General features: G+C 60.8%; 21 protein-coding genes. 8 read left to right on the top strand and 13 right to left on the bottom strand.

Translation table 11 applies throughout. The features are described 5' to 3' along the window. Window positions 1–17 precede the first annotated feature (17 nt). The 9 genes from DOM32_RS16800 to DOM32_RS18405 all read right to left on the bottom strand — a co-directional run bounded on the left by DOM32_RS16800 (window position 18) and on the right by DOM32_RS18405 (window position 10,283). A complete protein-coding gene (locus DOM32_RS16800; protein ID WP_110636702.1) occupies window positions 18–332 on the bottom strand; it encodes a hypothetical protein in 315 nt (104 codons plus the stop codon). Between the two features lie 299 nt (window positions 333–631). Continuing rightward, window positions 632–1,585, bottom strand: a complete 954-nt coding sequence (locus DOM32_RS16795; protein WP_110636699.1) for a cytochrome d ubiquinol oxidase subunit II — start codon at window positions 1,583–1,585, stop codon at window positions 632–634. Further along, window positions 1,585–2,937, bottom strand: a complete 1,353-nt coding sequence (locus tag DOM32_RS16790; RefSeq protein WP_110636697.1) for a cytochrome ubiquinol oxidase subunit I — start codon at window positions 2,935–2,937, stop codon at window positions 1,585–1,587. The genes DOM32_RS16795 and DOM32_RS16790 overlap by 1 nt, the downstream gene beginning before the upstream one ends. Window positions 2,938–2,973: 36 nt before the next feature. Further along, complete coding sequence (locus DOM32_RS16785; protein ID WP_110636694.1) at window positions 2,974–3,465, bottom strand: DUF1641 domain-containing protein; 492 nt, start codon at window positions 3,463–3,465, stop codon at window positions 2,974–2,976. Further along, window positions 3,465–6,419: a formate dehydrogenase subunit alpha gene (fdhF, locus tag DOM32_RS16780; RefSeq protein WP_244179962.1), complete on the bottom strand. Its 2,955-nt coding sequence runs from the start codon at window positions 6,417–6,419 to the stop codon at window positions 3,465–3,467. Before fdhF ends, DOM32_RS16785 begins: the two co-directional genes overlap by 1 nt. A 349-nt stretch (window positions 6,420–6,768) precedes the next feature. Beyond that, on the bottom strand, window positions 6,769–7,212 hold the full coding sequence (locus DOM32_RS17835; RefSeq protein ID WP_157957110.1) for a hypothetical protein: 444 nt from the start codon (window positions 7,210–7,212) through the stop codon (window positions 6,769–6,771). A gap of 157 nt (window positions 7,213–7,369) precedes the next feature. Then, complete coding sequence (locus DOM32_RS16770) at window positions 7,370–8,638, bottom strand: cytochrome P450 (RefSeq protein WP_110636685.1); 1,269 nt, start codon at window positions 8,636–8,638, stop codon at window positions 7,370–7,372. Window positions 8,639–8,771: 133 nt separating this feature from the next. Further along, on the bottom strand, window positions 8,772–9,602 hold the full coding sequence (locus DOM32_RS16765) for a Crp/Fnr family transcriptional regulator (RefSeq protein ID WP_110636682.1): 831 nt from the start codon (window positions 9,600–9,602) through the stop codon (window positions 8,772–8,774). A gap of 327 nt (window positions 9,603–9,929) precedes the next feature. After that, on the bottom strand, window positions 9,930–10,283 hold the full coding sequence (locus DOM32_RS18405; protein WP_110636679.1) for a con-10 family general stress protein: 354 nt from the start codon (window positions 10,281–10,283) through the stop codon (window positions 9,930–9,932). Window positions 10,284–10,969: 686 nt separating this feature from the next. Here DOM32_RS18405 and DOM32_RS16755 point away from each other — a divergent pair. Continuing rightward, on the top strand, window positions 10,970–11,584 hold the full coding sequence (locus tag DOM32_RS16755) for a hypothetical protein (RefSeq protein ID WP_110636676.1): 615 nt from the start codon (window positions 10,970–10,972) through the stop codon (window positions 11,582–11,584). Window positions 11,585–11,958: 374 nt separating this feature from the next. Next, on the top strand, window positions 11,959–12,687 hold the full coding sequence (locus DOM32_RS16750) for a Crp/Fnr family transcriptional regulator (RefSeq protein WP_110636673.1): 729 nt from the start codon (window positions 11,959–11,961) through the stop codon (window positions 12,685–12,687). Window positions 12,688–12,881: 194 nt separating this feature from the next. Here DOM32_RS16750 and DOM32_RS16745 read toward each other — a convergent pair whose 3' ends face one another. Together DOM32_RS16745 and DOM32_RS16740 are read right to left on the bottom strand one after the other, a co-directional pair. Beyond that, window positions 12,882–13,292 (bottom strand): carboxymuconolactone decarboxylase family protein, encoded by a 411-nt coding sequence (locus DOM32_RS16745; RefSeq protein ID WP_110636670.1) that lies wholly within the window; start codon window positions 13,290–13,292, stop codon window positions 12,882–12,884. A gap of 157 nt (window positions 13,293–13,449) precedes the next feature. After that, window positions 13,450–13,773, bottom strand: coding sequence for an ElaB/YgaM/YqjD family protein (locus tag DOM32_RS16740; protein WP_071230257.1), 324 nt, complete (start codon window positions 13,771–13,773; stop codon window positions 13,450–13,452). A gap of 180 nt (window positions 13,774–13,953) precedes the next feature. Here DOM32_RS16740 and DOM32_RS16735 point away from each other — a divergent pair, with 180 nt between their 5' ends. Further along, the gene (locus DOM32_RS16735) at window positions 13,954–14,562 is read left to right on the top strand and encodes a LysE family translocator (RefSeq protein WP_071230258.1); all 609 of its coding nucleotides are present in this window, start codon (window positions 13,954–13,956) and stop codon (window positions 14,560–14,562) included. 46 nt (window positions 14,563–14,608) lie between these two features. On the opposite strand, the gene DOM32_RS16730 is transcribed toward DOM32_RS16735, so the two are convergent. Next, window positions 14,609–16,273 carry an acyl-CoA dehydrogenase family protein gene (locus tag DOM32_RS16730; protein WP_110636667.1) on the bottom strand — a complete coding sequence of 555 codons (1,665 nt, stop codon included), beginning with the start codon at window positions 16,271–16,273 and terminating at the stop codon, window positions 14,609–14,611. A 210-nt stretch (window positions 16,274–16,483) separates the two neighbouring features. Here DOM32_RS16730 and DOM32_RS16725 point away from each other — a divergent pair, with 210 nt between their 5' ends. After that, window positions 16,484–16,990, top strand: coding sequence for an NUDIX hydrolase (locus DOM32_RS16725; protein WP_071230337.1), 507 nt, complete (start codon window positions 16,484–16,486; stop codon window positions 16,988–16,990). Between the two features lie 173 nt (window positions 16,991–17,163). Further along, the gene (locus DOM32_RS16720; protein WP_071230260.1) at window positions 17,164–17,658 is read left to right on the top strand and encodes a glutathione peroxidase; all 495 of its coding nucleotides are present in this window, start codon (window positions 17,164–17,166) and stop codon (window positions 17,656–17,658) included. Between the two features lie 22 nt (window positions 17,659–17,680). Here DOM32_RS16720 and DOM32_RS16715 read toward each other — a convergent pair whose 3' ends face one another. Next, window positions 17,681–18,085: a DUF7079 family protein gene (locus DOM32_RS16715; protein WP_110636662.1), complete on the bottom strand. Its 405-nt coding sequence runs from the start codon at window positions 18,083–18,085 to the stop codon at window positions 17,681–17,683. A 276-nt stretch (window positions 18,086–18,361) separates the two neighbouring features. On the opposite strand from DOM32_RS16715, the gene fabV reads away from it, so the two are divergent. The 3 genes from fabV to ampD are packed head-to-tail and all read left to right on the top strand — an operon-like array spanning window position 18,362 to window position 21,221. Next, entirely contained in the window at window positions 18,362–19,561 is a 1,200-nt protein-coding gene (fabV, locus tag DOM32_RS16710; RefSeq protein WP_110636659.1) for an enoyl-ACP reductase FabV, read from the top strand. 44 nt (window positions 19,562–19,605) lie between these two features. Next, complete coding sequence (locus tag DOM32_RS16705) at window positions 19,606–20,592, top strand: GlxA family transcriptional regulator (RefSeq protein WP_110636656.1); 987 nt, start codon at window positions 19,606–19,608, stop codon at window positions 20,590–20,592. Continuing rightward, window positions 20,589–21,221 (top strand): 1,6-anhydro-N-acetylmuramyl-L-alanine amidase AmpD, encoded by a 633-nt coding sequence (ampD, locus tag DOM32_RS16700; protein ID WP_110636654.1) that lies wholly within the window; start codon window positions 20,589–20,591, stop codon window positions 21,219–21,221. The genes DOM32_RS16705 and ampD overlap by 4 nt, the downstream gene beginning before the upstream one ends. Window positions 21,222–21,583: the final 362 nt, after the last annotated feature.

Raw genomic sequence — 21,583 nt, 5'->3', positions numbered from 1 at the left:
GAGCGCCCAACGATTCGCTAGCCGCTTGCCTTGGGGTCGGCTTTGTCGGCCTTGTCGTTGATATTGGACTTGTGGGCCTTCTTCTCCTTGGCGAGCTGGGCACCGGGAACGGGCGTCTCCTTTACCGTGTCGTTGTGGGCTGGCGTGTGTCGTGACTTGGCGGACTTCTGGTTGTCGACGTTTTCATCCGGACGATAGGGTTTTGGCTCCTCGTGATGCGAGCCCGACGCTTGCCGGCTTTCGGCGGCATCCGGGGTATCCTTGTCCATCGCCTTTTTGGCCTGCTGGCGCTCTTTGGCAGAGCCCTCGGCGTTATCTGTTTCACGACTCATCGCGTTTCTCCTGAACGGAAGGCATTTCCTGAACCAGGCTCGATCACCATCTGAATCAAGCCTGATCATCTTGTTTTCCAGTTTAATCCCAACGCGGAAGGCGGGATTAACCGGCATCAATGTCGTTCGGGTTTCCTGGCGGGTATCCCGTCTGTGGCATGCCAGATAAAAAGAATCGGCCCATGTCGGTGAGTCAGTGTCCGCGACTGATGCTGCTGAGTGTTGCCTTGTCTGATGATCGCTCGCCGACTTTTCGTACGAAGCCTGAAAAGCCATGGATTACGGCTTCGATAAATGTCTCAAGACTTCAAGAGAGAGCGATAGCTGTACAGGGTATAAGTCACGATCAGCGGCAGGGCTATCGCGAGCCCGACGAGAAGAAACAGCAGGCTGGCATGCGGGGCGATCGCACCTTCATCCGCCGGGCTGCCAATCAGAAGGTCGGGGTAGATACAGACATAGACGATAGCCGTCAGCACCATCAATATGCACGCGGCCCATAGAAAGGCCGCTGTACGGGTATTGACAAGGTTTCTGGCGAGCACAGCGCCCACGATGCCGGTGGCGGCGAAGCCGGCGATGATTCCGCCTCGTTCGCCTACCCGAGAGGCGAGCAGCGGTTGCTCGATCAGGCAGGTGACGATCCAGAGAACGAGCAAGAGAAACGCCACGATGCCCAATATCAGCCGATAGGTCGACTGCGAGTCGGTGCTGGCCCGGGGGAGCGTCATGCGCAGCCAGGCACTGCCCAGCACGGCATAGCCCAGGATGAACACGGCGCCGCCAAGGGCGCTTTCATACTGCCAGATGTCACCATGGCTGGGTTCGTCCGAGAGCCCCTGGCCCATGAGAATCTGCGTGGCGATGGCGCCCTGGAGAAAGGCGGCGGTCAGGGCAGCCACGAACAGCAGCGCGTGAAAGCGTTCGGGGTGGGAGAATTTTTCATAGAATTCGAACACGATGCCGCGCACGAACAGCAGCATCAGCAGCACGACGATCTCGATGTAGAAGGCTGGCAGTATCGCCGAATAGAGTGCCGGAAAGGCGCCGTACAGCGCCGAAACCGCGAAGACCAGCCAGGTCTGGTTGGCATCCCAGAACGGTGTGACGGAATGGATGGCGTGTTCCCGCGTCTGCTTGTGGCGGAGAAAGGGCATGTTCAGACCCACGCCCAGCGTATAGCCGTCCAGCAGGAAATAGATGGAAAGCGCCAGGGCGATCAGGATGTAGAGTACCGTTGCCAGCGTATCCATCAGGAGACCCCGTTATCGTCTTTAGCCAGCATGGCGCGCGGTGAACGCCGGGTGAGCTTGAAGAACAGGTAGGTCCCCGCCACGGAGACCAGCGTGTAGATCGTCCACAGCACGGCCAGACTGGCGATGAGCTGCCAGGTGCCATAGGGGGTCACGGCTTCCCGTGTCGTCATTTCGCCGTAGATGATCCAGGGCTGGCGGCCGGCTTCGGTGGTGATCCAGCCGGCCTCGATGGCGATGAGACCCATCGGCAGGGTCAAGGTCATCGCCCGCAGGAACCAGCGGGTATCGAAAAGCGACCGCCGATGGCGGAGATAGAGCGACACCGCGACGATGCCGAGCATGGCGAAGCCGGTATAGACCATGAGCCGGAAGGACCAGAAGACCAGCGGGACGTTGGGGCGTTCCGTCTCGGGCCAGGCCGTCAGCGGCTGGATCTTTTCGGTCAGGCTATGGGTGAGATAGAGGCTGCTGAGTCGGGGGATCTCCAGCGCGAAGCGGTTGCTTTCGCTGGCGCTGTCCGGCCAGGCGGCAACCACCATCGGCATGCCCCCTTGCTCGGGCTTGTGTTCCCAGTAGGCTTCCATGGCTGCCACCTTGACCGGCTGGTTCTCGAGCGTGTTCAGCCCGTGGAGATCGCCCGCCGCGATCTGCAGCGGCACCACGAAGGTCAGCATCCATAACGCCATCGACAGCATCTTGCGAGAGACGGGGTCGGTGCGGTCCTTGAGCAGGTGCCAGGCTGCGATGCTGGCGACGACGAATGCCGTGGCGATCATCGCGGCCAGCGACATGTGGACGAGCCGGTAGAGAGACGAGGGGTTGAAGACGACGGCCAGCCAGTCGACGGGCACGTAGGTGCCGGCCTCGTGCAGGAAACCGGCCGGTGTCTGCATCCAGCTGTTGGAAGCCAGAATCCAGAACGAGGAGAGATAGGCGCCAACCGCCACCATGATCGCCGAGAAGCAGTGCATGCGCGTGCCGATCTTGCCTTCGCCGAAGATCATCAGGCCGAAGAACGTCGCTTCCAGGAAGAATGCCGTCACCACTTCGTAGCTCAGCAGCACCCCGTTGATACCGCCGGCGGCGCGGGTGAACCCTTGCCAGTTGAGGCCCAGTTCGAAGGCCATGACCACACCGGATACCACACCGGCGCCGTAGTTGGCGGTGAAGTGGGGCAGCCAATAGCGGTACAGCGCCATGTAGATGGCATCGCCTTTCCACGCCGCCATGCAGCGCAGAAAGGCGAGATAGGTGGACAAGCCGATGCTCAGTGCCAGAAAGATGATGTGAAACAGCAGGGTACTGGCGAACTGCAGGCGAGCGAGATCGAGCGTGTCCAACGGGAACATGGCTGGTTACCCTTTCAGGAACGGCGCATTGGTCGCCTATTGAAAGTCACTGGGTTTGCCCGTGCGATCGGAAACCGGCCGTTCGACATCACGGTCAAGGCCCGCAGTGAACGTCTTCAACCCGCCGATCAATGGGGTCAGCGCCTGCCACAGTTCCTCGTCCTTGAGCAGGCGGAAGGCGCCACTGAAACCGGGCGCCTTGTCGTGTTCGCGCTCCGAGCGAATCTCGGTCTCCATGGCGACGAACGCATCCCGCGCGGCGTAGACCGTCTTGTGGAACTGCCCGGGCGGGATGCTGGAAAGCGCGATCAGCAGTGAAGAGAGATTCTGAATGGCATTCAGCGATCCCTCGCGGCTGAGCGCGTTGGTGAGAATCTGCGCCAGCTGGGTATTGCTGCGGACCAGATCGTTGGCAAAGCGCAGGAAGCCATGCTCGTGGAGGCCTTCGAGCAGGCGTTCCCACTCCTGCTGGGCGCTGGGATCGAGATCACCGTTGGGCGGGGGCGTGTAGTCGATACGTTCTGCCATCAGCTCTTCTCCGGATGCGATTGGTGTTGCGGTGGCTGACGATAGTCCTCCTGCATCCATTTGACCTCGACCGGGACGCCTTCGATCGGCGTGCGATGGCCGTAGCGAAAGTTGTTATGGGGGAGAGGAGGCTCGCCTTTCTCTCGGGGCAGCGGCTCCAGCCTGACCGCGGTTTCCTTGTAGGCCGGCGTATCGACGTCAGGGTCGTGGTGTTCGCCCGTCAGCAGATTCAGGCCCGGTTTGCCCTGATGAATCGGCATGAACAATGTATGGCCACTGACCCGGTCGGTGACGCAGACCTTCACTTCCAGACTGCCGCGACGGGACGAGACGCGGACCCAGTTCCCGTCTTCGAGATCCATCTCGCGTGCCGTGTCCACACCGACTTCGACGAACCACTCGGGAACCTGTTTGACGGTGCCTTCCGTCTGGCCGCTCTGGTTCATGCTCTGGAAGTGCTCCAGCAGGCGGCCGTTGTCGAGCATGAACGGGTAGTCGTCATCGTTGGATTCCGCCGGGGGACGCCACTCGAGCGGGTAGAGCTTGGCCTTGCCGCCTTCCTGCGGAAAACTGTCGCGGAAGAGGTAAGGGGAGTCGGTGCCGTCGGCGTCGACCGGCCACAGCAGGGAGTTCCAGCCGGCCAGGCGTTCATAGGTGACGCCGGCAAAGAGCGGCGAGATGGACGCGCACTCGGCCATGATCTCGGAAGGGTGGCTGTAGTCCCAGGCGTAGCCCATCTTGTTGGCCAGCTCGGTCAATATCCGCCAGTCGGGGCGGCTGTCACCCAGCGGCGGCATGACTTCGTAGAAGCGCTGGATCCGGCGCTCGGTATTGACGAAGGTGCCTTCCTTTTCGACGCTGGGGCAGGCTGGCAGCACCACATCGGCGAACTGCGCCGTGCGGCTGACGAACATGTCCTGGACGACGAGAAAATCGAGCTTGCTGAAAGCCTCGTGGACGTTGTTGGTGTCGGCGTCGGAAAAGGCCGTCTCCTCGCCCATCACGTACATCGCCTTGAGCTCGCCCTTGTCGGCCGCCTGCACCATCAGGAAGTTGCCTTCGCCCACCTCGCCGGGGAGCGTCTCCTTGTCGACGCCCCAGCCCTTGGCCCAACGCTCGCGTACCGAATCTTCGGTGACCGAGTCGTAGCCGGGGTAGGTATTGCGCAGGCAGCCGAAGTCGCTCGCGCCCTGCACGTTGTTGTGACCGCGCATGGGATAGCCGCCGGTACCCGGACGGCCATAGTTGCCGGTGGTCAGCAGCAGATTGGCGAAGGCCGAGCTGGTGTCCGTGCCGTGAACGTGCTGGGTAATGCCCATCGCCCAGACGATGCAGAGCCGCTCGGCACGGCCGACGGTTTCCGCCAGTTCGGTCAGTGTTTCCAGCGAAAGCCCGGTGACCTCGGCGGCGAATTCGAGCGAGTAGGGTTCGAGCGAGCGACGAAATTCGTCGAGGCCCGAGACGCGGCGTTCGAGGAAGTCGAGATCGGCGTAGCCATGATCGAACTGGTAACGCGTGATCGCTAGTACCCAGGCGAGATCGGTGCCGGCATGGGGCTGCAAAAAGCGGTCGGCGCGTTCCGCCATCTCGTGTTTACGGGTGTCGACGACGATATGCTTTTGCTTGCCCTGCTTGTGCGCCGACTTCAGGCGCGAGGCGATCACCGGATGGCTCTCGGCGGTATTGCTGCCCACCATGATCACCACATCGGCCAGTTGCAGATCCTCGACCCGGCCGGCATCCGCGCCGTAGCCCGTGGTGCGCTTGAGACCGGTGGAGGCAGGGCTCTGGCAGTAGCGCGACGAATTGTCGATGTTGTTGGTGCCGATAATCTGGCGGGCCAGCTTTTGCGCCAGGTACGCCTCTTCGTTGCTGGCCTTGCTGGAGCCGATGATGCCGATACTGTCCGGGCCGTAGGTATCGCGTACCTCGAGCAGGCGGCGTGCCACCAGGTTCAACGCCTCTTCCCAGCTCGCTTCGCGAAAGGCGCCGTTTTCACGAATCAGCGGCGTCTTCAGGCGCCTGTCCGAGTTGACGAAATCCCAGGCGAATTTGCCCTTGATGCAGGTCGAGATGCCGTTGACCGGGGCATCCTCCACCGGCTGGATCTTGAGAATGTGACGATCCCGGGTCCACATTTCGAAAGAGCAGCCCACGCCGCAATAGGTGCAGACGGTCTTGGTGCGCTTGATCTCCGGCTGGCGCCATTCCATGTCCATGACCGAAATGCCGGTGATCAGCTGGGCACCGGTGGTCTTCTCGACCTGCTTGGTCAGGTCGATCATCGAGCGCTTGAGCGGCTTGGGCATGAACGTGAACGGGCCGGTGTTCTCGTGCATGGTGTTTTCCAGCAGGGCGTTGCACGGGCAGACCGTGACGCAGTGGCCGCAGTGAACGCAGCTCGATTCATCGATCGGTTCGCCGCCGTCCCACAGCACGCGCGGATTCTCCATGCTGTAATCGATCGATAGCGTCTCGTTGACTTCGATGTTCTGACACGCTTCGACACAGCGACCGCAAAGAATGCACTGGTCGGGATCGTAGGTGTAGAACGGGCTGGAAGTGTCCTTTTGATAGGGCTTGCGCTGGTAGTCGTAGCGCTGGATGTCGATTCCCATGTCGGCGACCGTATTGTGCAAGGTGCAGTCGCCGTTGTTGTTCTCGCATACCGTGCAGTAGAGCTCATGCTTCGACAGCAGGCGATCCATCCCCTCTTCGCGCGCCGCTCTTGCCTTCGGGGAATCGGTCGCGATCTCCATTTCTGCTTCGCTTTTCACGGCGCAGCTTCGCTGGAGTTCCCCGTTGACCTCTACCCAGCAAGTGTCGCAGGTCTGCAAAGGGCCTAGCGTCTTGAGATAACAAACGTGAGGAATATCGACGTCATGTTGCTCAAGGAAATCGACGAGAGAGACGCCCGATTCTCCCGTCAGCATCTTGTCGTTGACATATAACATGCACTGCGCCATTGCTCGTCCACCCAGTCACGGTCGTTTAGCACTTTTGTAGGAAGAGGAGGCGCTGAATCAATGAGCGGGCGGCGCAATCACAAGGGATACGGATGAATGCCAGATGTACGGAGCGCAGCAACCGGCGCCTGTCGCGGGCAGGCAGGGAGGGGCAGAGCGAGCCCCCGCCCCGGTGTCGCGCCCGGTCGTATCCTCGATCACTTGTCCGCAGGCTTTGACTCAGTGCTTCCTTGACTACGCTCAGCCTAGTCAGGATTCACTGATAGGCGAGGATGCGAGCGGGCGAAGGTTGATCTGGATTAAGGCAGCGTTGGGTCTGGTTGCCAGCGTAAAAAGCTCACGGATCCAGGAACAGGTCGCCTGGCGATTCGATGACATCGAGGTGCGGATACAGACCGAGAACATGAAAGGCTTTATCGAAGGTAGACAGGCGCGTACTGACCGCGATATCGAAGAAATTGTTCATGCTCGAAAGCGTCAACCCCATGGCACCGGCGAAGTCATCCCGTGACCAGCCTTTATCGATGAGGCCGTTCGAGATAGCTACCTTGAAACGAATGCCGATGGGTGGGTACCAGACATGCCTTGCCTCATCCGCCTCCATGCTGTGCGGAACGTATTCTGCATTGGCGAGACAATCCCTGATGATTGCGCTCAGGTTTTTAACGGTGAGCTGAGACAGATCTTCGAGATTTTTAGAGGTGGCAACGAACTTGGGAAATTCTCGGCATAGCGCGATATAACCAGCATTGTCTTTTGATACTTGGATGGCATATTTCATGGAAATCTATCAAAAGAGGTTGATTTAATTGGCAACCTGTAAATGATAGTTTCAAATTATGACGTTACCCATAACATGGATTAGTTTTTTTAATGGGCGCTGAAGGGGGCTCGACGCGACGTGTATGCGCAAGGGCGCCAGCGGTTGGTGAGTATCGTCAGTCAAGGCGACCGACCTGATCAATGACGAGGCCACTGCTTGGCCTGGCGGGCATGCGAGTCAGGGCTATCGACAGGTCCTGGTCCGGGATGCGATAGCTGAGTTGGTGCGCGAACTTGTCGATGGTCAGATCGATCAGCGCCAGCGTGATCCACTCTCCGGGGCAACGATGGCCGGTCGCATGCTCGCCGCCGCCTTGCGGGATCGTGGCAAAACGATGGCAATCTTCGTCTTCCTGCTCGAAGCGCTCCGGCAGGAAGCGATCGGGGTCGTCCCAGCGGCTGGGATCGTGATTGGTGCCATAGAGATCCAGCACGACTTGCCAGCCGCGATGGAAACGGTAGTCACGCCAGACGAAATCCTGCCTGACCCGCGCGATGAGGAAGGGGAAGAAGGGATAGTAGCGCCGAACCTCCTCGATGAAACCACGGCGATAGAGGCTGCTTCCTGAAGTCTGCTTCAGTTTCCCGAGACTGTCGGGATGCTCGTGCATCGCCAGCACGGTGAAGACCATGTAGCGCGCGACGGCCACGATCGGGCGAATCAGGTTGAGAAGCTCGACGGCCACGATCCGGCTGGGAAGACGTGCGCCGGTCTCGTCCCGGAAATCGGCAAAGGCAGGCAGGGGAAGGGCGGAATCCGCCGATTCGGGGCGGCGCCGATAGTCGTCGATCATCGACATCAAGGTGTTTTCGGTCTGGTGGCGGGCGCGACGGGCTTTCCAGTGCCTGGGGCCGACGCTGCCTCCTCCCTCTATCATCAGCACGAGGCTTTGCGTCAATCCCGCCACATGCTTCTCTTTCAACGCGATACCGCACCAGTCGCAGGCGGCGCGACAGAGAATCCGGTGGAACTCGTCGAGCAATACGAGAGACGCACCGGATTGCCAATGCGGCATTTTCGCCTGCCAGGTCTGTTCGACGAGATGGAGCAGGTCGTCGATTCTCGCCTGGGACATGAAGGCGAGGAACATGGCCTTGCGCCGCCGATGGGATTCGCCTTCGAGCCCCTGAACGCCGCCAACGCCAAACAGCGTCTTCTGCATCCGTTTGGGGGCCGCCTGCTCTCGGGTCAATCGATTCTGGTCGTAGAACAGCCGGGCGGCTTCCTCGCCCCGCAGGAACAGGGTTTTCTGCAACATCAGTCGGGAACGGAATACATCGCTGCCCAGTCGGTCACACTGCGATCCGATATAGCCGTACCCTTCCTGTATCAACGCGAGCGTACAGTCCCCGTTTGCCCGGGGAGCTTCCTGGTAACGGCTCATTCATGCATCCCGATCGAGATATCTTGGCTAAGGAGCGTTGCAAGAACGGCAATCCACGGTTCGCTCTTGCTGAACCGTGGATGCTCGTTATCCAACGCCGTCAAGGCGGCAATCAGCGAAAACGGCTATCGCGTCAGTGCGATTTGGATGCCGTGGCGGCACGTTGCCTGGCGCGACTGCAGCTATGCAGATAGGCCGTATTGAAACCGGCTAATGCCAGTAGCGCCGGATAATCGAGAAGGCGAATGTTGCGTGAGTCTTTGTCCCGGGTTAATAGGCCTTTGGCTTCGAGCTGGCTCAGACAGCGGCACACATGTACGTTGGTCATACCCAGCAGATCACCGATGACCTGCTGGGACAGAGGAATGGTCAGGTCCCTCATTTCAGAGCGAGAAAAATTGAGACGTGCATGCAGCTCGAGAATGAAATAGGCGAGTCGTGTCGTTGCATCATGACTGATCAGATTATTGAGTCGATCTGCCATGATGTTGCACTGATGCATGGTAGCGGCAAGCATCGCATTCACTAGGCTGTGATCCTTCTGCATCGCCTGATCGAGCTGGGACTTGTGCATCGGAATGACCAGACCGTCGGTCAGCATGGTGACCTCGTCGAAACGACCGCCGGTGTGATAATCACGCAGGCCGACGATGTCGCCTGGCAGATAGAGATCGATGATCTGGCGTTTGCCCTCTTCTGTGACGCGGCAGGAACACGCCCAACCATCTTGAATCGCCAGCAGATATTTGGCGTTCAGGCTGTGGTTCTTGACGACGCTTCCCTTTTTGAAGCGGCGAGGTGCCTGCTGTAGCTCGGCCAATGTTTCACGATTGCTGATCGACAGCGGTGCATGATGAGAGAAAATTTCGAAATAGAGTGAATAGTCGTGCCACAAATGAGAGTTCGCCGAGACTCGTCGGGAAAGCTTGGATGTTCGGCCAGGAACTTCGGCTAGCGAAGACATAGTGATTTACCTCGGCAAATGTTCTGTCAGATAATCCGGCAGGATTGGCTTTAAGTCTTTCTTCGGAATCGTTTTGGCCTCGTTGATCTGCTCAATGGCGTCCCCATGCGAAACGACGACACGACTGATCGTCGCTTGCCTTTGCATCTTGGCGATATAGTCGACAGAATTTCACTATCCGCCACATGGGAAGAATAGGATAAAGGATTCATAACCTTATTCTTCATCAGGCTGTTCAAAAGACCGTGCCGTGCCCCTCAGGCTATCGAAAGCACCCTGTTTCAAGGCAGCGCCCTGAAGCGCTGCCTTTTTGCGCTTCGGCCAAGCTCAATGGCCTTGGCTTTTGCCACCCTTGTGGCCAGCCTCGGAGGCCTTCTTCGGATCGTTCTTGAAGTTACCGGAACTCTCCTGACCACCCTTGTGGCCAGCTTCCGCGGCCCTTTCAGGATCGTTCTTGAAGTTGCCGGAACTCTCCTGACCGCCCTTGTGACCAGCTTCCGCAGCCCTTTCAGGATCGTTCTTGAAGTTGCCGGAACTCTCCTGACCACCCTTATGGCCAGCTTCTGCGGCCTTGTCGGGATCGTTCTTGAAGTTGCCTGAGCTTTTCTGGCCGCCTTTATGACCAGCTTCCGAAGCCTTTTCGCGATCATTCTGAAAATTGCCGGGATTACGGTTAGTCATTTCAACTCTCCCTTTCCTTAGGTTTGGTACAAATGATGGCGTATCGCCGTCAGTAATCAAGATAGTGGAATCTGATTAATGGTCGAGCTAATCAGGTTTTAAAGTGTTATTAAGTGTGATTAGGAAACGATGTTTCTTTATTTACCGATGGTCATGCTCGGTTTAATTAAGTGCAAGTGATTGTTTAAGTAACAGAATTGCGCAGGCCATTTAAAAGATAATCCAGGTTAATTGTTGCGCGAGTGAAAAACAGGACGATATTTAACCATCATGAACATGGAGAAAAACCATGGAGGTAGCATAAAGGAAGGAGGTGGGGGCCTGTGTCGAATCCGATCGGCAAAGGCATCGCAACCTGCACGGCTCCACGTTCAGAATTTCGATCGTCCACTCGCGGGAAAGACACCGCCTTGGCTGCAGGGTCTTCGCATGGATGCTTCACGAACGGACACGCGCGTTCGCGTGGGGGCATGCAACGTTATCGTCATCTGCTGGCAAGCGACGGCCTCATCGAGATCAACTGAAGCCGAACGAGGCTCGGAGGAGCATCGCAGGTGTCGCGTCGATGCCTGCCTGACAGGTGACGATCACAGTGACCCATTGCCGCACTTGATGTGCATGGCTTGTCCCGAGTCGACTTGCTATGATGACGGTCTCGACGGGAAGGCTGGGGAGAGTAGACGAGCATGCTGAGCGCATTGATGTACCTGCTGATTTTCTTGGGGGTCGCTATTTCCGTCTATCAGGTCTACGACATCTACTACGCCCAGAATTTCGAGGATGACGAGCGCCGTACGCATGGCGACAGCCCGCTTGGTCAGCTGTCGCGACAGGCAGAGCAGTATGCGACAACGGGGGAGTCCGAGGGGTTTCTGGATCTCGTGGGCCGGCAGTTCGGCGCGCGCTTCGACAAGCGCCTCGCACTTTCTGCGGCTTCCCGCCCCGATGCATCGCAGTATCTGGCGGCGTTGCTGCGCCGCCAGCGCCGGATCGTCTCCAACGGCCGGGTTCGCGTGCGCCATCCGCTCTCCTGGCAGACCAGCCCGCCCGCCAGCGATAGCCGCCCGGTGCTGTTGTCGCTGGTGCTGATCAATTGCCTGGTGGTGATGTTCTTCGGTGGGCTCAGTCTCTATACGATTGCCTATCAGGTTCCCATGGCGTCGTTGGCTTGGATGAACAGCGAATGGATTCTGATGTTGCTCATCTACGTCGTGATCGCCTTGACGCACGGCATTTCCTGGCTCGATGCCTACCTGCATGATCTCTATCTGATCGGTACCTTGAACCGCACGGTGGGGTAGCGGTCTTTTCGATGCTCGGCGAGCCTGACCCTCGCTCGTCGGCTTTCCGTACATACTCTGGCGGCCAGTCGATGAGGGGCGTCTTTGGGCGGCCCGATTCCTGAGTTGTTATTGATTAATGTATCGGAAGGTATCTCGTTTCAAAAATATAACCCCACGTACCCTTCACTCTTGAATGGTACTGAATCGCTGTCGGGTAGTACTGAGTCACTGTTGGTTAGTACTGAAATTGTCGAACAGTGGTGAAGAAAGCCTCCCAGTTGACGCCTCGAACAATCCCATTGCCGGATTTACCCTGCCTATCTAACCGGTGTTATGTAACTCCCTTCGCTAACATGCTGTCATGCTTGAAAAATTTAAGAAGGCACGAGTGAATGGGTCAGCAGGAAGGCTGTATTGCCCACCATTTCAGTCGCTACGCAACACTTTCTGAAAATGACCGTCGTCAGCTCGACGCACTGGAAGGTACTGCGATTGATGCCACCAAGGGACAGGTGATTTGGCACGAGGGCGACCTTGTGCGTGATTTCTGCGCATTGCGACGAGGGTGGGCTTATTCGTTTCGCTACATGGAGGATGGCACGCGGCACATCCTCGAGATATTCCTGCCCGGCGATATCATCGGTTTACATGAATTCTCGTTCAAGTATCGGCTCTCCAGCGTCGCCATGCTGGAAGATGGCGAGATCCGCACGGTCGCCAACCGCCAGCTGCTGAGTCTGTTTCGCGAATCATCGAGCCTCATGTCGGTCTGCTTCGCGGTCTGTTCCTATCGGCAGGCCGTGCTGAGCGAGCGGCTGGTGCATCTCTCGCGTCGCAGTGCTCGCCAACGCGTTGCCTATTTGCTGCTCAAGATATTCTGTCGCCTGCAGTATAACGATGACGATTCGAGCGAGAGCTTTCGCTTGCCGTTGTCCCAACAGCAGCTTGCCGATGCACTTGGTCTTTCGCCGGTTCATGTCAGCCGGACGTTGACGGCGTTCCGACAGGAAGGGGTGATCAAGCTTGCCCGAGGCTGGGTGACGGTGCTCGATAGGCCCGCGTTGGCGAGCGAAGGCGGTGTGGTGGGATGTCTGCAGGATCGCATCGCTCACACTGCCTGATCGATCCTTTTTATCTCAGGATTCGGCTTCAAGGGCGATGTGCGGGGGGGGCGAGGGGCAGAGGTAAAGGTAAAGCAGGTAGAGAGGTAGAAATGCGGCATTGGCGTCCGGAAGCGAATGCCAAAAACCAAACGCCAAAACTCGCTCCCGTGGTGACGAGAGCGAGCCGAGATGAAGCTTGGCGTCGAGTCCTGCTAGACCGCTGCGCGGCGCGTGGCGCGGCTCAGTGCGCTGGTCATTTCGATCGCCATGGTCAGATCCGCCAGTTCCCGCGGGGAGAACGCATTCAGCGCCAGTTTGCGCGTGGCCGGATTGGCGGGACGAAAGTGGGTGAAGGACTCACACCAGGCCAGTGCGGCTTTTTCGCGCTCATTGAACTCGTCGGACTCTGCCCAAGCGGCCAGCGCCTGCAGCTTGCTGGGGGAGATACCCAGCGCTTCGGCCTGCTCGCGACGGAAATGAGTGCAGCTCAAGCAACCGTTGATCTGCGAAGCGCGCAATTCCGCCAGGCAGCGAATGGACGGATCCAGTGAGCAGGCGTGCAGTGATCTCGCTGATTTATCGATGTTTTTGACATCGATCGTTTGCCACTTGTTAGCGTTCATCTCGGTCTCCTGAATTCAGGTGTCATGCGATTAAACGACTATCGTTCTCAAGTTTCCACAGCCTTGATTGGAATGTTTAATAGCAGTTAAAGATTGAAACTATGGTTTAGGCATGAACAGGAAGCAGAACGCCCCGCATGGCGGGGCGTCGGACAGGCTAGCGGCGGCCGATCAACAAGCCGATCACGGCGCCAGCCAGCGTGGCTGCCCCGATACTGGACCACGGATGTTCACGCACGTAACGGTCGCACTCGTTGACCGACTGATTGGCGGAACGCTTGACCCGGCGATTGCGCTGGCGGGCCTGGTCCGCCATGCGAGCATATTGCGCTTCGCTCTGCAGTCGTGCCTCTTCGATCGCGTCTTGTGTGTCGTCTCGCAGGTCACGTCCCAGTGCCTGGGCCTGATCGCCGATATCGTCCAGATCGGCACGAATGCGATCGGTACGGGCTTCACGGTCTTCACGCTTGAATAGGCTCATGTTTCACCTCCCTGATGGATTATGGGCCTGAGTGCGTATGACAGCGTAGACGCTGTAAAGTGCCCGTGCCGCCGGAAATCCTGCGATCGCTCGTTGGTCGGTGCCTCGCGGAGTCGGCCGGGCGGCAAGCGTCAGGTATAGTCGATGCGCGGATTTCAATGGCGGAAACAGGAAGTCGACGTGTCGTTGCAACTCTGGTTGTCTCTCTTGGCGGTTTGCGCTCTGGGTGCCATGTCGCCGGGTCCCAGCCTGGCCATGGTCATGCAGAACACGGTCGGTGGCGGCCGCTGGTGTGGCGTGATCGCCGGTGTCACCCATGCGTTGGGGGTCGGTCTCTACGCGGGGTTGACCGTGCTGGGGCTGGCGGCGGTCATCGTTCACCAGCCCTGGCTGTATCGGCTGGTGACCTGGGGCGGCGCGCTCTATCTGGCCTGGATGGGCATTCAGGCTCTCCGGGCCAGCGGTAACGGCGGCTTCAACGTTGCCGAGCGGGCGAGCGACTGGCGCCGCGCCATGCGCGATGGCCTGCTGGTGGCGCTGGGCAATCCCAAGCTGATCGTGTTCTTCGTCGCACTGTTGAGTCAGTTCGTCAGCGCCGATCTGAGTATGGCCGGGCGCTGGCTGATCGTGGCCACCGCCACGCTGGTGGACGGCGGCTGGTACGTGCTGGTGGCGCTGTTGCTATCCCACTCCCGCGTGCTGCCGTGGCTGCAGCGACACGCGGCGTGGATACACCGCCTGACGGGCATCGTCCTGCTGGGGTTGGCGGCTCGTGTGGCGCTGGGCTGAGTCTGCGTCCGGGCGGCTCACTTCATTCAGACGCTTTCCTTTTCATTCAGACACTTTCCTTCAGACGCTCGAGGATCGCGGGCACGGGAGCGTTGGCCGGCAGTACACCGAAAATCGGCGACGCGCTGGCAAGCCTCGTGGTGCAGAAGGTGTCGGCGATGGCATGAGGAGCATGACGAATCAGCAGGGCGGCCTGCAGCGTCTGCGCCATGCTCTGCGCTAGCCAGCGCGCCTCGGCCTGCAGCCGTTCGGCGCTGGCCGTCAGTCGATCGCCGAGCGAGTCGACGGCGGCATCGAAGGCGGAATGGTGGCCCCGGGCCAGGTTGAGTTCCCGTTGCAACGCTTCGATGCTGGCCGGGTGCCGTTCCAGGATTCTCAGCACGTCCAGGCAGATGACGTTGCCGGAACCTTCCCAGATCGAGTTGACCGGGGCTTCGCGATAGAGCCGCGCCAGCGGCGTTTCCTCGACGTAACCGATGCCGCCGAGACATTCCATCGCCTCGGCCATGAACGCGGGGCCGCGCTTGTTGTGCCAGAACTTGGCCAGCGCGGGGAGCAGGCGTGCCAGGGCGGCTTCATGCTCGTCGTCCGCGGCACGGTCCATGGCACGGGCGCCTCGCATCGCCAGCAGCAGGCTGGCCTCGGTTTCGATCTCCAGGTCGGCGACGACACGCTGCATCAGGGGCTGGTCGGCCAGCCGGCGATCGAAGACCTGTCGCTTCTGCACGTGGTTCCAGACTTCTCTTACTGCCTGACGCATCATGCCCGCCGGCGCGGTGGCGGCATCGAGCCGCGTCTGCTGCACCATTTCCAGAATGGCCGGCACGCCGCGACCGGGCTCGCCGACGAGCTGTGCCCAGGCGCCGACGTATTCGATCTCCGCCGAGGCGTTGGCGCGATTGCCGCATTTGTCCTTGAGCCGCTGAATCTCGATGGCGTTGCGCTGGCCCTCCGGCGTGAATCGCGGCGCCAGAAAGCAGGAGAGCCCATCGTCGGTCTGGGCCAGCGTCAGGAAGGCGTCCGACATTGGCGCGCTGCAGAACCACTTGTGCCCCTCGAGCCGATACCATTCGCCGGGGCCGGGCGACGCGACCGGCCGCGCCCGCGTGCTGTTGCGGCGCACGTCGCTGCCACCCTGCTTTTCGGTCATGGCCATGCCGAAGGTGTTGGTCGTCTTGTGCCAGGCGGGGAGGGCCGCCGGTTCGTACGCTCGGCCCAGCAGCCGGGTCCGCCATGCCTCGCCGTCGCGCAGATGGCGCAGCACGGGCATGGCGGCGTGGGTCATGGTGATCGGGCAGCAGAAGCCGGGTTCGGCCTGGGTCAACAGATAGAGCGCGGCGACATGCGCCTGGTGCCCGCCGTCATGCTCGCGCTCCCAGGCGACGGCGTGCCAGCCCTCGCCAATCGCGAGCGCCATCAGTGCGTGATAGCCAGGGTGGTAGTCGACCTCGTCCAGGCGCCGCCCATGACGGTCGAAGGCGTGCAACTGGGGCGGGAATCGGTTGGCCTGCTCGCCCCAGCGTTCGACTTCTGCCGAGCCCAGGCGCTGGCCCAGCGGGGCCAGACGCTCGCTCACCCAGTCCGGTGCGAAGTGCGACACCGCCTCGCGCAATGGGCGATCGTCTCGCCACAGGTCGCGTTCGGGCTCGGGGGCTGGCTGATTCTCGACCCGGTGCGTGGTCAGTTCGGTGCGGGGTGCATAGTCGGCCATGTGAATTCTCCGAGTGGGCTGACTCGAGCATAAACCGGACATTCGGCGCCGTGGGCTTCCTTCGACCAATGCGGCATGCCGACGGCGCCACTCGTACCGCCAGTGGACCGGGTCGAAGCCACCCGTGATACGCTGCGGTTCCGCTCTTCTACAGGCAGGTTTTCCATGAGCCCGTTTTCAACGAGTCCGTGTTCAATGAGCCCGCTTTCCATGAATAAGCGGATCATCGCGGACGAGCAGGTCCAGCTCGTCGATCCGCGCAACCGGCCCTGCGGCAGCGTCTCGCGAGCCACGATGCGGCGGTTGAACTGCTGGCATCGGGCGACATACATCATCGTGCGCAATGGAAAAGGCGAAATCTGCGTGCAGGAGCGAACATCGATCAAGGAGACGCATCCGGGCTGGTTCGACCTGGCCGCGGGCGGCGTGGTGGGGGCGGGCGAGGCGTCCCGGCCGGCGGCGCGGCGGGAGCTGTTCGAGGAACTCGGCATTCGCGGCGTCAAGCTGATGTCCGGTGGCGAATTCATGTTCCAGGAGGCCGGGCTGAATCTCTACGGCAGCCTCTACTGGGTTAATTACGACGGGCCGCTTCGCCTGCAGCCGGAGGAGGTCGCCGCCGTGCGCTGGTTGCCGATCCCGGAGGCGCTGGCGCTGGAAAAGGCGACGCCGGACACGCGGGTGGCATTGTCGAAGGCCGTCTCGCTCGATCACTGGTGAAGTCGCGGCTGGCGTGGCACTCTTTTGGCCGGACCGGCTTCCTGAATCCTTGGCCGGACCGGCTTTCTGATCAGCCACCGTGTTCAGAGGGATGTGCAGAGAAAGCGCGATGCCTTGCGCTCGCGCTTCGGTCCCAACGATTTGACACTAGCGTTTCTCGGGTCGACTCATCGATGTCGTTATATACGCAAGATTGCCGGACACACGCCGGCGAACCCTTCAATCTGCGCGCGCTGCGCGGCCAGGTGCTGCTGGTCGTCAACGTTGCCAGCCGCTGCGGGTTCACGCCCCAGATGGAGGGGTTGGAAAAGCTCTATCGGCAATATCGCGACCAGGGGTTCACCGTACTGGCGTTTCCCTGCAACCAGTTCGGACGCCAGTCGCCGGAATCCTCGGCCATGTTCGCCACGTTCTGCGAACAGCGCTACGCGGTCACGTTTCCGATGATGGAAAAGATCAAGGTCAACGGGCGCGAGGCACATCCGCTGTTCGTGCATTTGCGACGTCACGCCCCCGGCGTGCTGGGAAGTACGCCGATCAAGTGGAATTTCACCAAGTTTCTGGTGGGGCGTGACGGGCAGGTCATCCGTCGCTTCGGGCCGCGCGCCGCGCCGCGATCGCTGCGTCATGCCATCGAGGACGCGCTGGAAACGCCGTTCTCGGCTTGAGTCGGCGCACCCTTGGGTATCGCTAGCCGGGCGGGCGTTCGCCTCGGGCCACCATGACCCGGATCGCCAGTTCATTGAAGCGCGGCCGGCTCATCATCGTGGTCAATCCCGAGAACAGCGACCATAGGGCCTTGCGCCAGCCGCCGAGCTTGCGGTTGTGGCGAACCAGCCGCGTCAGCAGCGCCGTTTCGTCGAACGCGCGCCATTCGCCCGCCATGGAGAGCTGATTGCGCGCCATGACCGGCGACATTTCCAGCCGATAGACCCACTCCAGCTGTTGCAGCGTCAGCGCGCTGGCTTCGATCTCGCGGATCATGCGGGCGTATTCGGACTCGCGCGGCTCGCGCTCGAGCCATAGCGGCGACAGCGCCAGCCACAGCGCGCCGCGCCGGACGACCAGGTCTTCGATTTCTTGCTCGTGGTGCATGGGGCTTTCTCTGCTTTCTGGGCTTTCTGGGCTTTCTGGGCTGGCTCGGCTTGCCGGTGGTTATCTTCGAATACCCGCAGCGGCGAGACAAGCTTGGGCGCTGGTTGTCGAATAACGGCGCGCTGCGAACTGGATCATAGCTGGCCAAGCGAGTTCGTCTTTACCACCCTGTTAGAATGCGCCCGGATAGCATTCGACCTGCTAGAATTCGACCCATGCCATTTCCCGGCAAGACTCGCCGGGCTTTCCGTTTCGCAGTAGAAGACGAGGTTAGACGTGATCATCAAGCCCAAGGTTCGCGGTTTCATCTGTACCACGACGCATCCGCTCGGCTGCGAGCGCAACGTACTCGAACAGATCGAGACCACCCGCGCCAACCTGAGCGATGGCAAAGCTGGCCCTCGCAACGTGCTGGTCATCGGCGCATCCAGCGGCTACGGGCTGGCGGCGCGTATTACGGCGGCTTTCGGCTACGGCGCCGATACGCTGGGCGTATTCTTCGAAAAGCCCGCGACCGAGACCAAGCCCGGCACTGCCGGCTGGTACAACTCGGCGGCGTTCGACAAGTTCGCCAAGGCCGAGGGGCTCTACAGCAAGTCGATCAATGGCGATGCGTTTTCCCATGAAGTCCGCGACAAGGCGATCGAGCTGATCCGTGAAGACATGGGACAGATCGATCTGGTGGTCTATTCGCTGGCATCGCCGGTGCGCAAGCTGCCGGACAGCGGCGAAGTCAAGCGCTCCAGTCTCAAGCCGATCGGCGAGACCTACACGGCGACCGCCATCGATACCAACAAGGACACCATCACCGAGGCTTCCGTCGAGCCGGCGACCGAGCAGGAAGTGGCCGATACCATCGAAGTCATGGGCGGCCAGGACTGGGAGCTGTGGATGGATGCGCTGGACAAGGCGGGCGTACTGGCGCCGGGTGCCAAGTCCGTGGCGTTCAGCTATATCGGCACCGATATCACCTGGCCGATCTACTGGCACGGTGCGCTGGGCAAGGCGAAGGAAGATCTCGATCGCGCCGCCGGCGAAATCGACCAGCGCCTCAAGGCGACCGGCGGCGGTGCCAACGTGGCCGTGCTCAAGTCCGTGGTGACACAGGCCAGCGCCGCGATCCCGGTCATGCCGCTCTACATCTCCATGGTCTACAAGGTGATGAAGGAGCAGGGCGTTCACGAGGGCACCATCGACCAGCTCAACCGCCTGTTCGCCGAGCGTCTTTACGCCGATGGCGAGCCGGAAGTGGACGAAGCCGGGCGTCTGCGCCTGGACGACTGGGAGCTGCGCGACGATATCCAGCAGGCCTGCAAGGATCTGTGGCCGCAGGTCACCAGCGACAACCTGTTCACGCTGACCGATTACGCTGGCTACAAGCATGAGTTCCTCAAGCTGTTCGGCTTCGAGCGCGATGACGTGGACTACGATGCCGAGGTCGACCCGCTGGTGAAATTCGACGTCGTTCAGGTTTGATCGCGCGCGACCTCACCGCATGAAACATCGGTCATGAATCGGTCATGAATGCACAGGGCACCCCGCGCCAGGTGGGGTTCGTCATGCTGCCGGGGTTCTCCCTGCTGGCGCAGGCCTGCGCCATGGAGCCGTTGATCATCGCCAATATGCTGGCGGAACGGCGGCTCTATACCGCCACCACGTTCGGGCTCGACGGCCGGCCGGTGAAGAGCGTGACAGAACTGGCGCTCTCGCCGGAGAGCGTGGCCGGCAGCGATGCGCGCCATCTCGACATGCTGTTCGTCTGCGCGCCTACGCCGAACGGCATGGGCGCGGCGGAAGAGGCGGGCGAGCCGTTGATCCACTGGCTGCACCGGCTGGCGAGCCGGGGCGTGACGCTGGGCGGTATCGCCGGCGGCACCCACTGGCTGGCAAGAGCCGGCGTGCTGGATGGCTATCGGGCCTCGATCCCCTATGCCAGTGCCGATGCGTTCATGCGGGCGTTCCCGACGATCCATGTCTCGCATCAGCTGTTCGAGATCGACCGTGACCGCCTCACCTGCGGCGGCGGTACCGCGGCGATGGACATGCTGATGACGCTGATCGGGCAGCAGCAGGGCGCCAGGCTGGCGCAGCGGATCTCCGAGCATTTCGTCTGCGAGCGGATTCGCATGGCCGACGAGCCGCAGCAGTTGCCGCTGCGCTCGCGTCTGGGGCACGCGCCGCAGAGTCTCATCGATGCCGTGGCGCTGATGGAGGCCAACATCGAGGAGCCGCTGACCACGCATGAACTGTCGGCGCACCTGGGCCTGTCGCGCCGCCAGCTGGAGCGGTTGTTCAAGAAGCACCTGCAGGCCGTGCCCAGCCGTTACTATCTGAACCTGCGCCTGCAACAGGCGCGCCGGCTGCTCCGTGAAAGCGACCAGGCGGTGGGGGAGATCGCGCTGGCCCACGGATTCTCGTCGGGGGCGCATTTTTCTACCGCCTATCGCCATCATTTCGGCATCAGTCCGCGCGATGAGCGGCTGGGGCAGGGCGGAGGGGAGTCATGAAATATCAGAACGTCGGGGGTGGCGACAGCGCCGTGATCGATGGCCATTGGCTGGGCTCCGCTCGCCGGGTGATATCACCCAACGCCAATGAGCGGCCGGCGGGCGAGATATCTGCCGTGGTGCTGCACGGGATCAGCCTGCCGCCGGGGGAGTTTGGCGGCGATGCCATCGAACGGTTGTTCACCAATACGCTGGACCCGAAGGCGCATCCGGCCTTTGCTGCGATCGCCTCGCTGCGGGTCTCGGCGCACCTGCTGATTCGGCGCGATGGCGAGTGTGTCCAGTTCGTGCCGTTCGACCGACGTGCCTGGCATGCCGGCAAGTCACGCTGGCTGGATGAAAGGCTGCCGCGCCAGGGGAAGTCTCTCATCCAGCGCCAGAGGCAGCTGCGCGAAGGGCTCAATGACTTTACGGTCGGCATCGAACTCGAAGGCACTGACGAGATACCCTATCGAGAGGCGCAGTACCGTGCGCTGGCGAGGGTTCTGGGCGCGCTGAAGCAGCGCTATCCCGCGATCTCGAGCGCGCGGATTACCAGCCACGCGCACATTGCGCCGCTGCGCAAGACCGATCCCGGCCCTGCGTTCGACTGGGCCTATCTGCGGCGTTGCCTGGCGGAGATCGTTTGAATGCTATGCTTTTGTGGGGGGTGTCGTGCGCATGGATTGCCTGCGATCCTGACGTTGGGCATTTGGCTACAGGAACGGTACTCGCTTCCTGGGCGAGATTGACCTTCAAGTCGCTGAAGTTGGGGCATTTACGCGCCGCCTCTAGCACAATCGATGTGTCCGCGAATTGGCAGATGCGGGCGTTTGCGGTATCTTCTTCGCCTGATTTCTCGCGTCACGCACGCCTGCTGTAATTTCATTACGGCCAATAAATCTCGGAAAACGGCCCCAAAAGAGCCGTGCCGGCACCGAAGAGCGCATATTCCCAAGCCCCGCTGCGGCTACCCGCCCCGGTCGGGCGAATGGCAAACCTTTTCCCATTC

The sequence above is a fragment of the Salinicola salarius genome (assembly GCF_003206135.1).
GTDB classification, from domain to species: domain Bacteria; phylum Pseudomonadota; class Gammaproteobacteria; order Pseudomonadales; family Halomonadaceae; genus Salinicola; species Salinicola salarius.
This window is presented reverse-complemented; position numbering and strand designations above follow the sequence as displayed.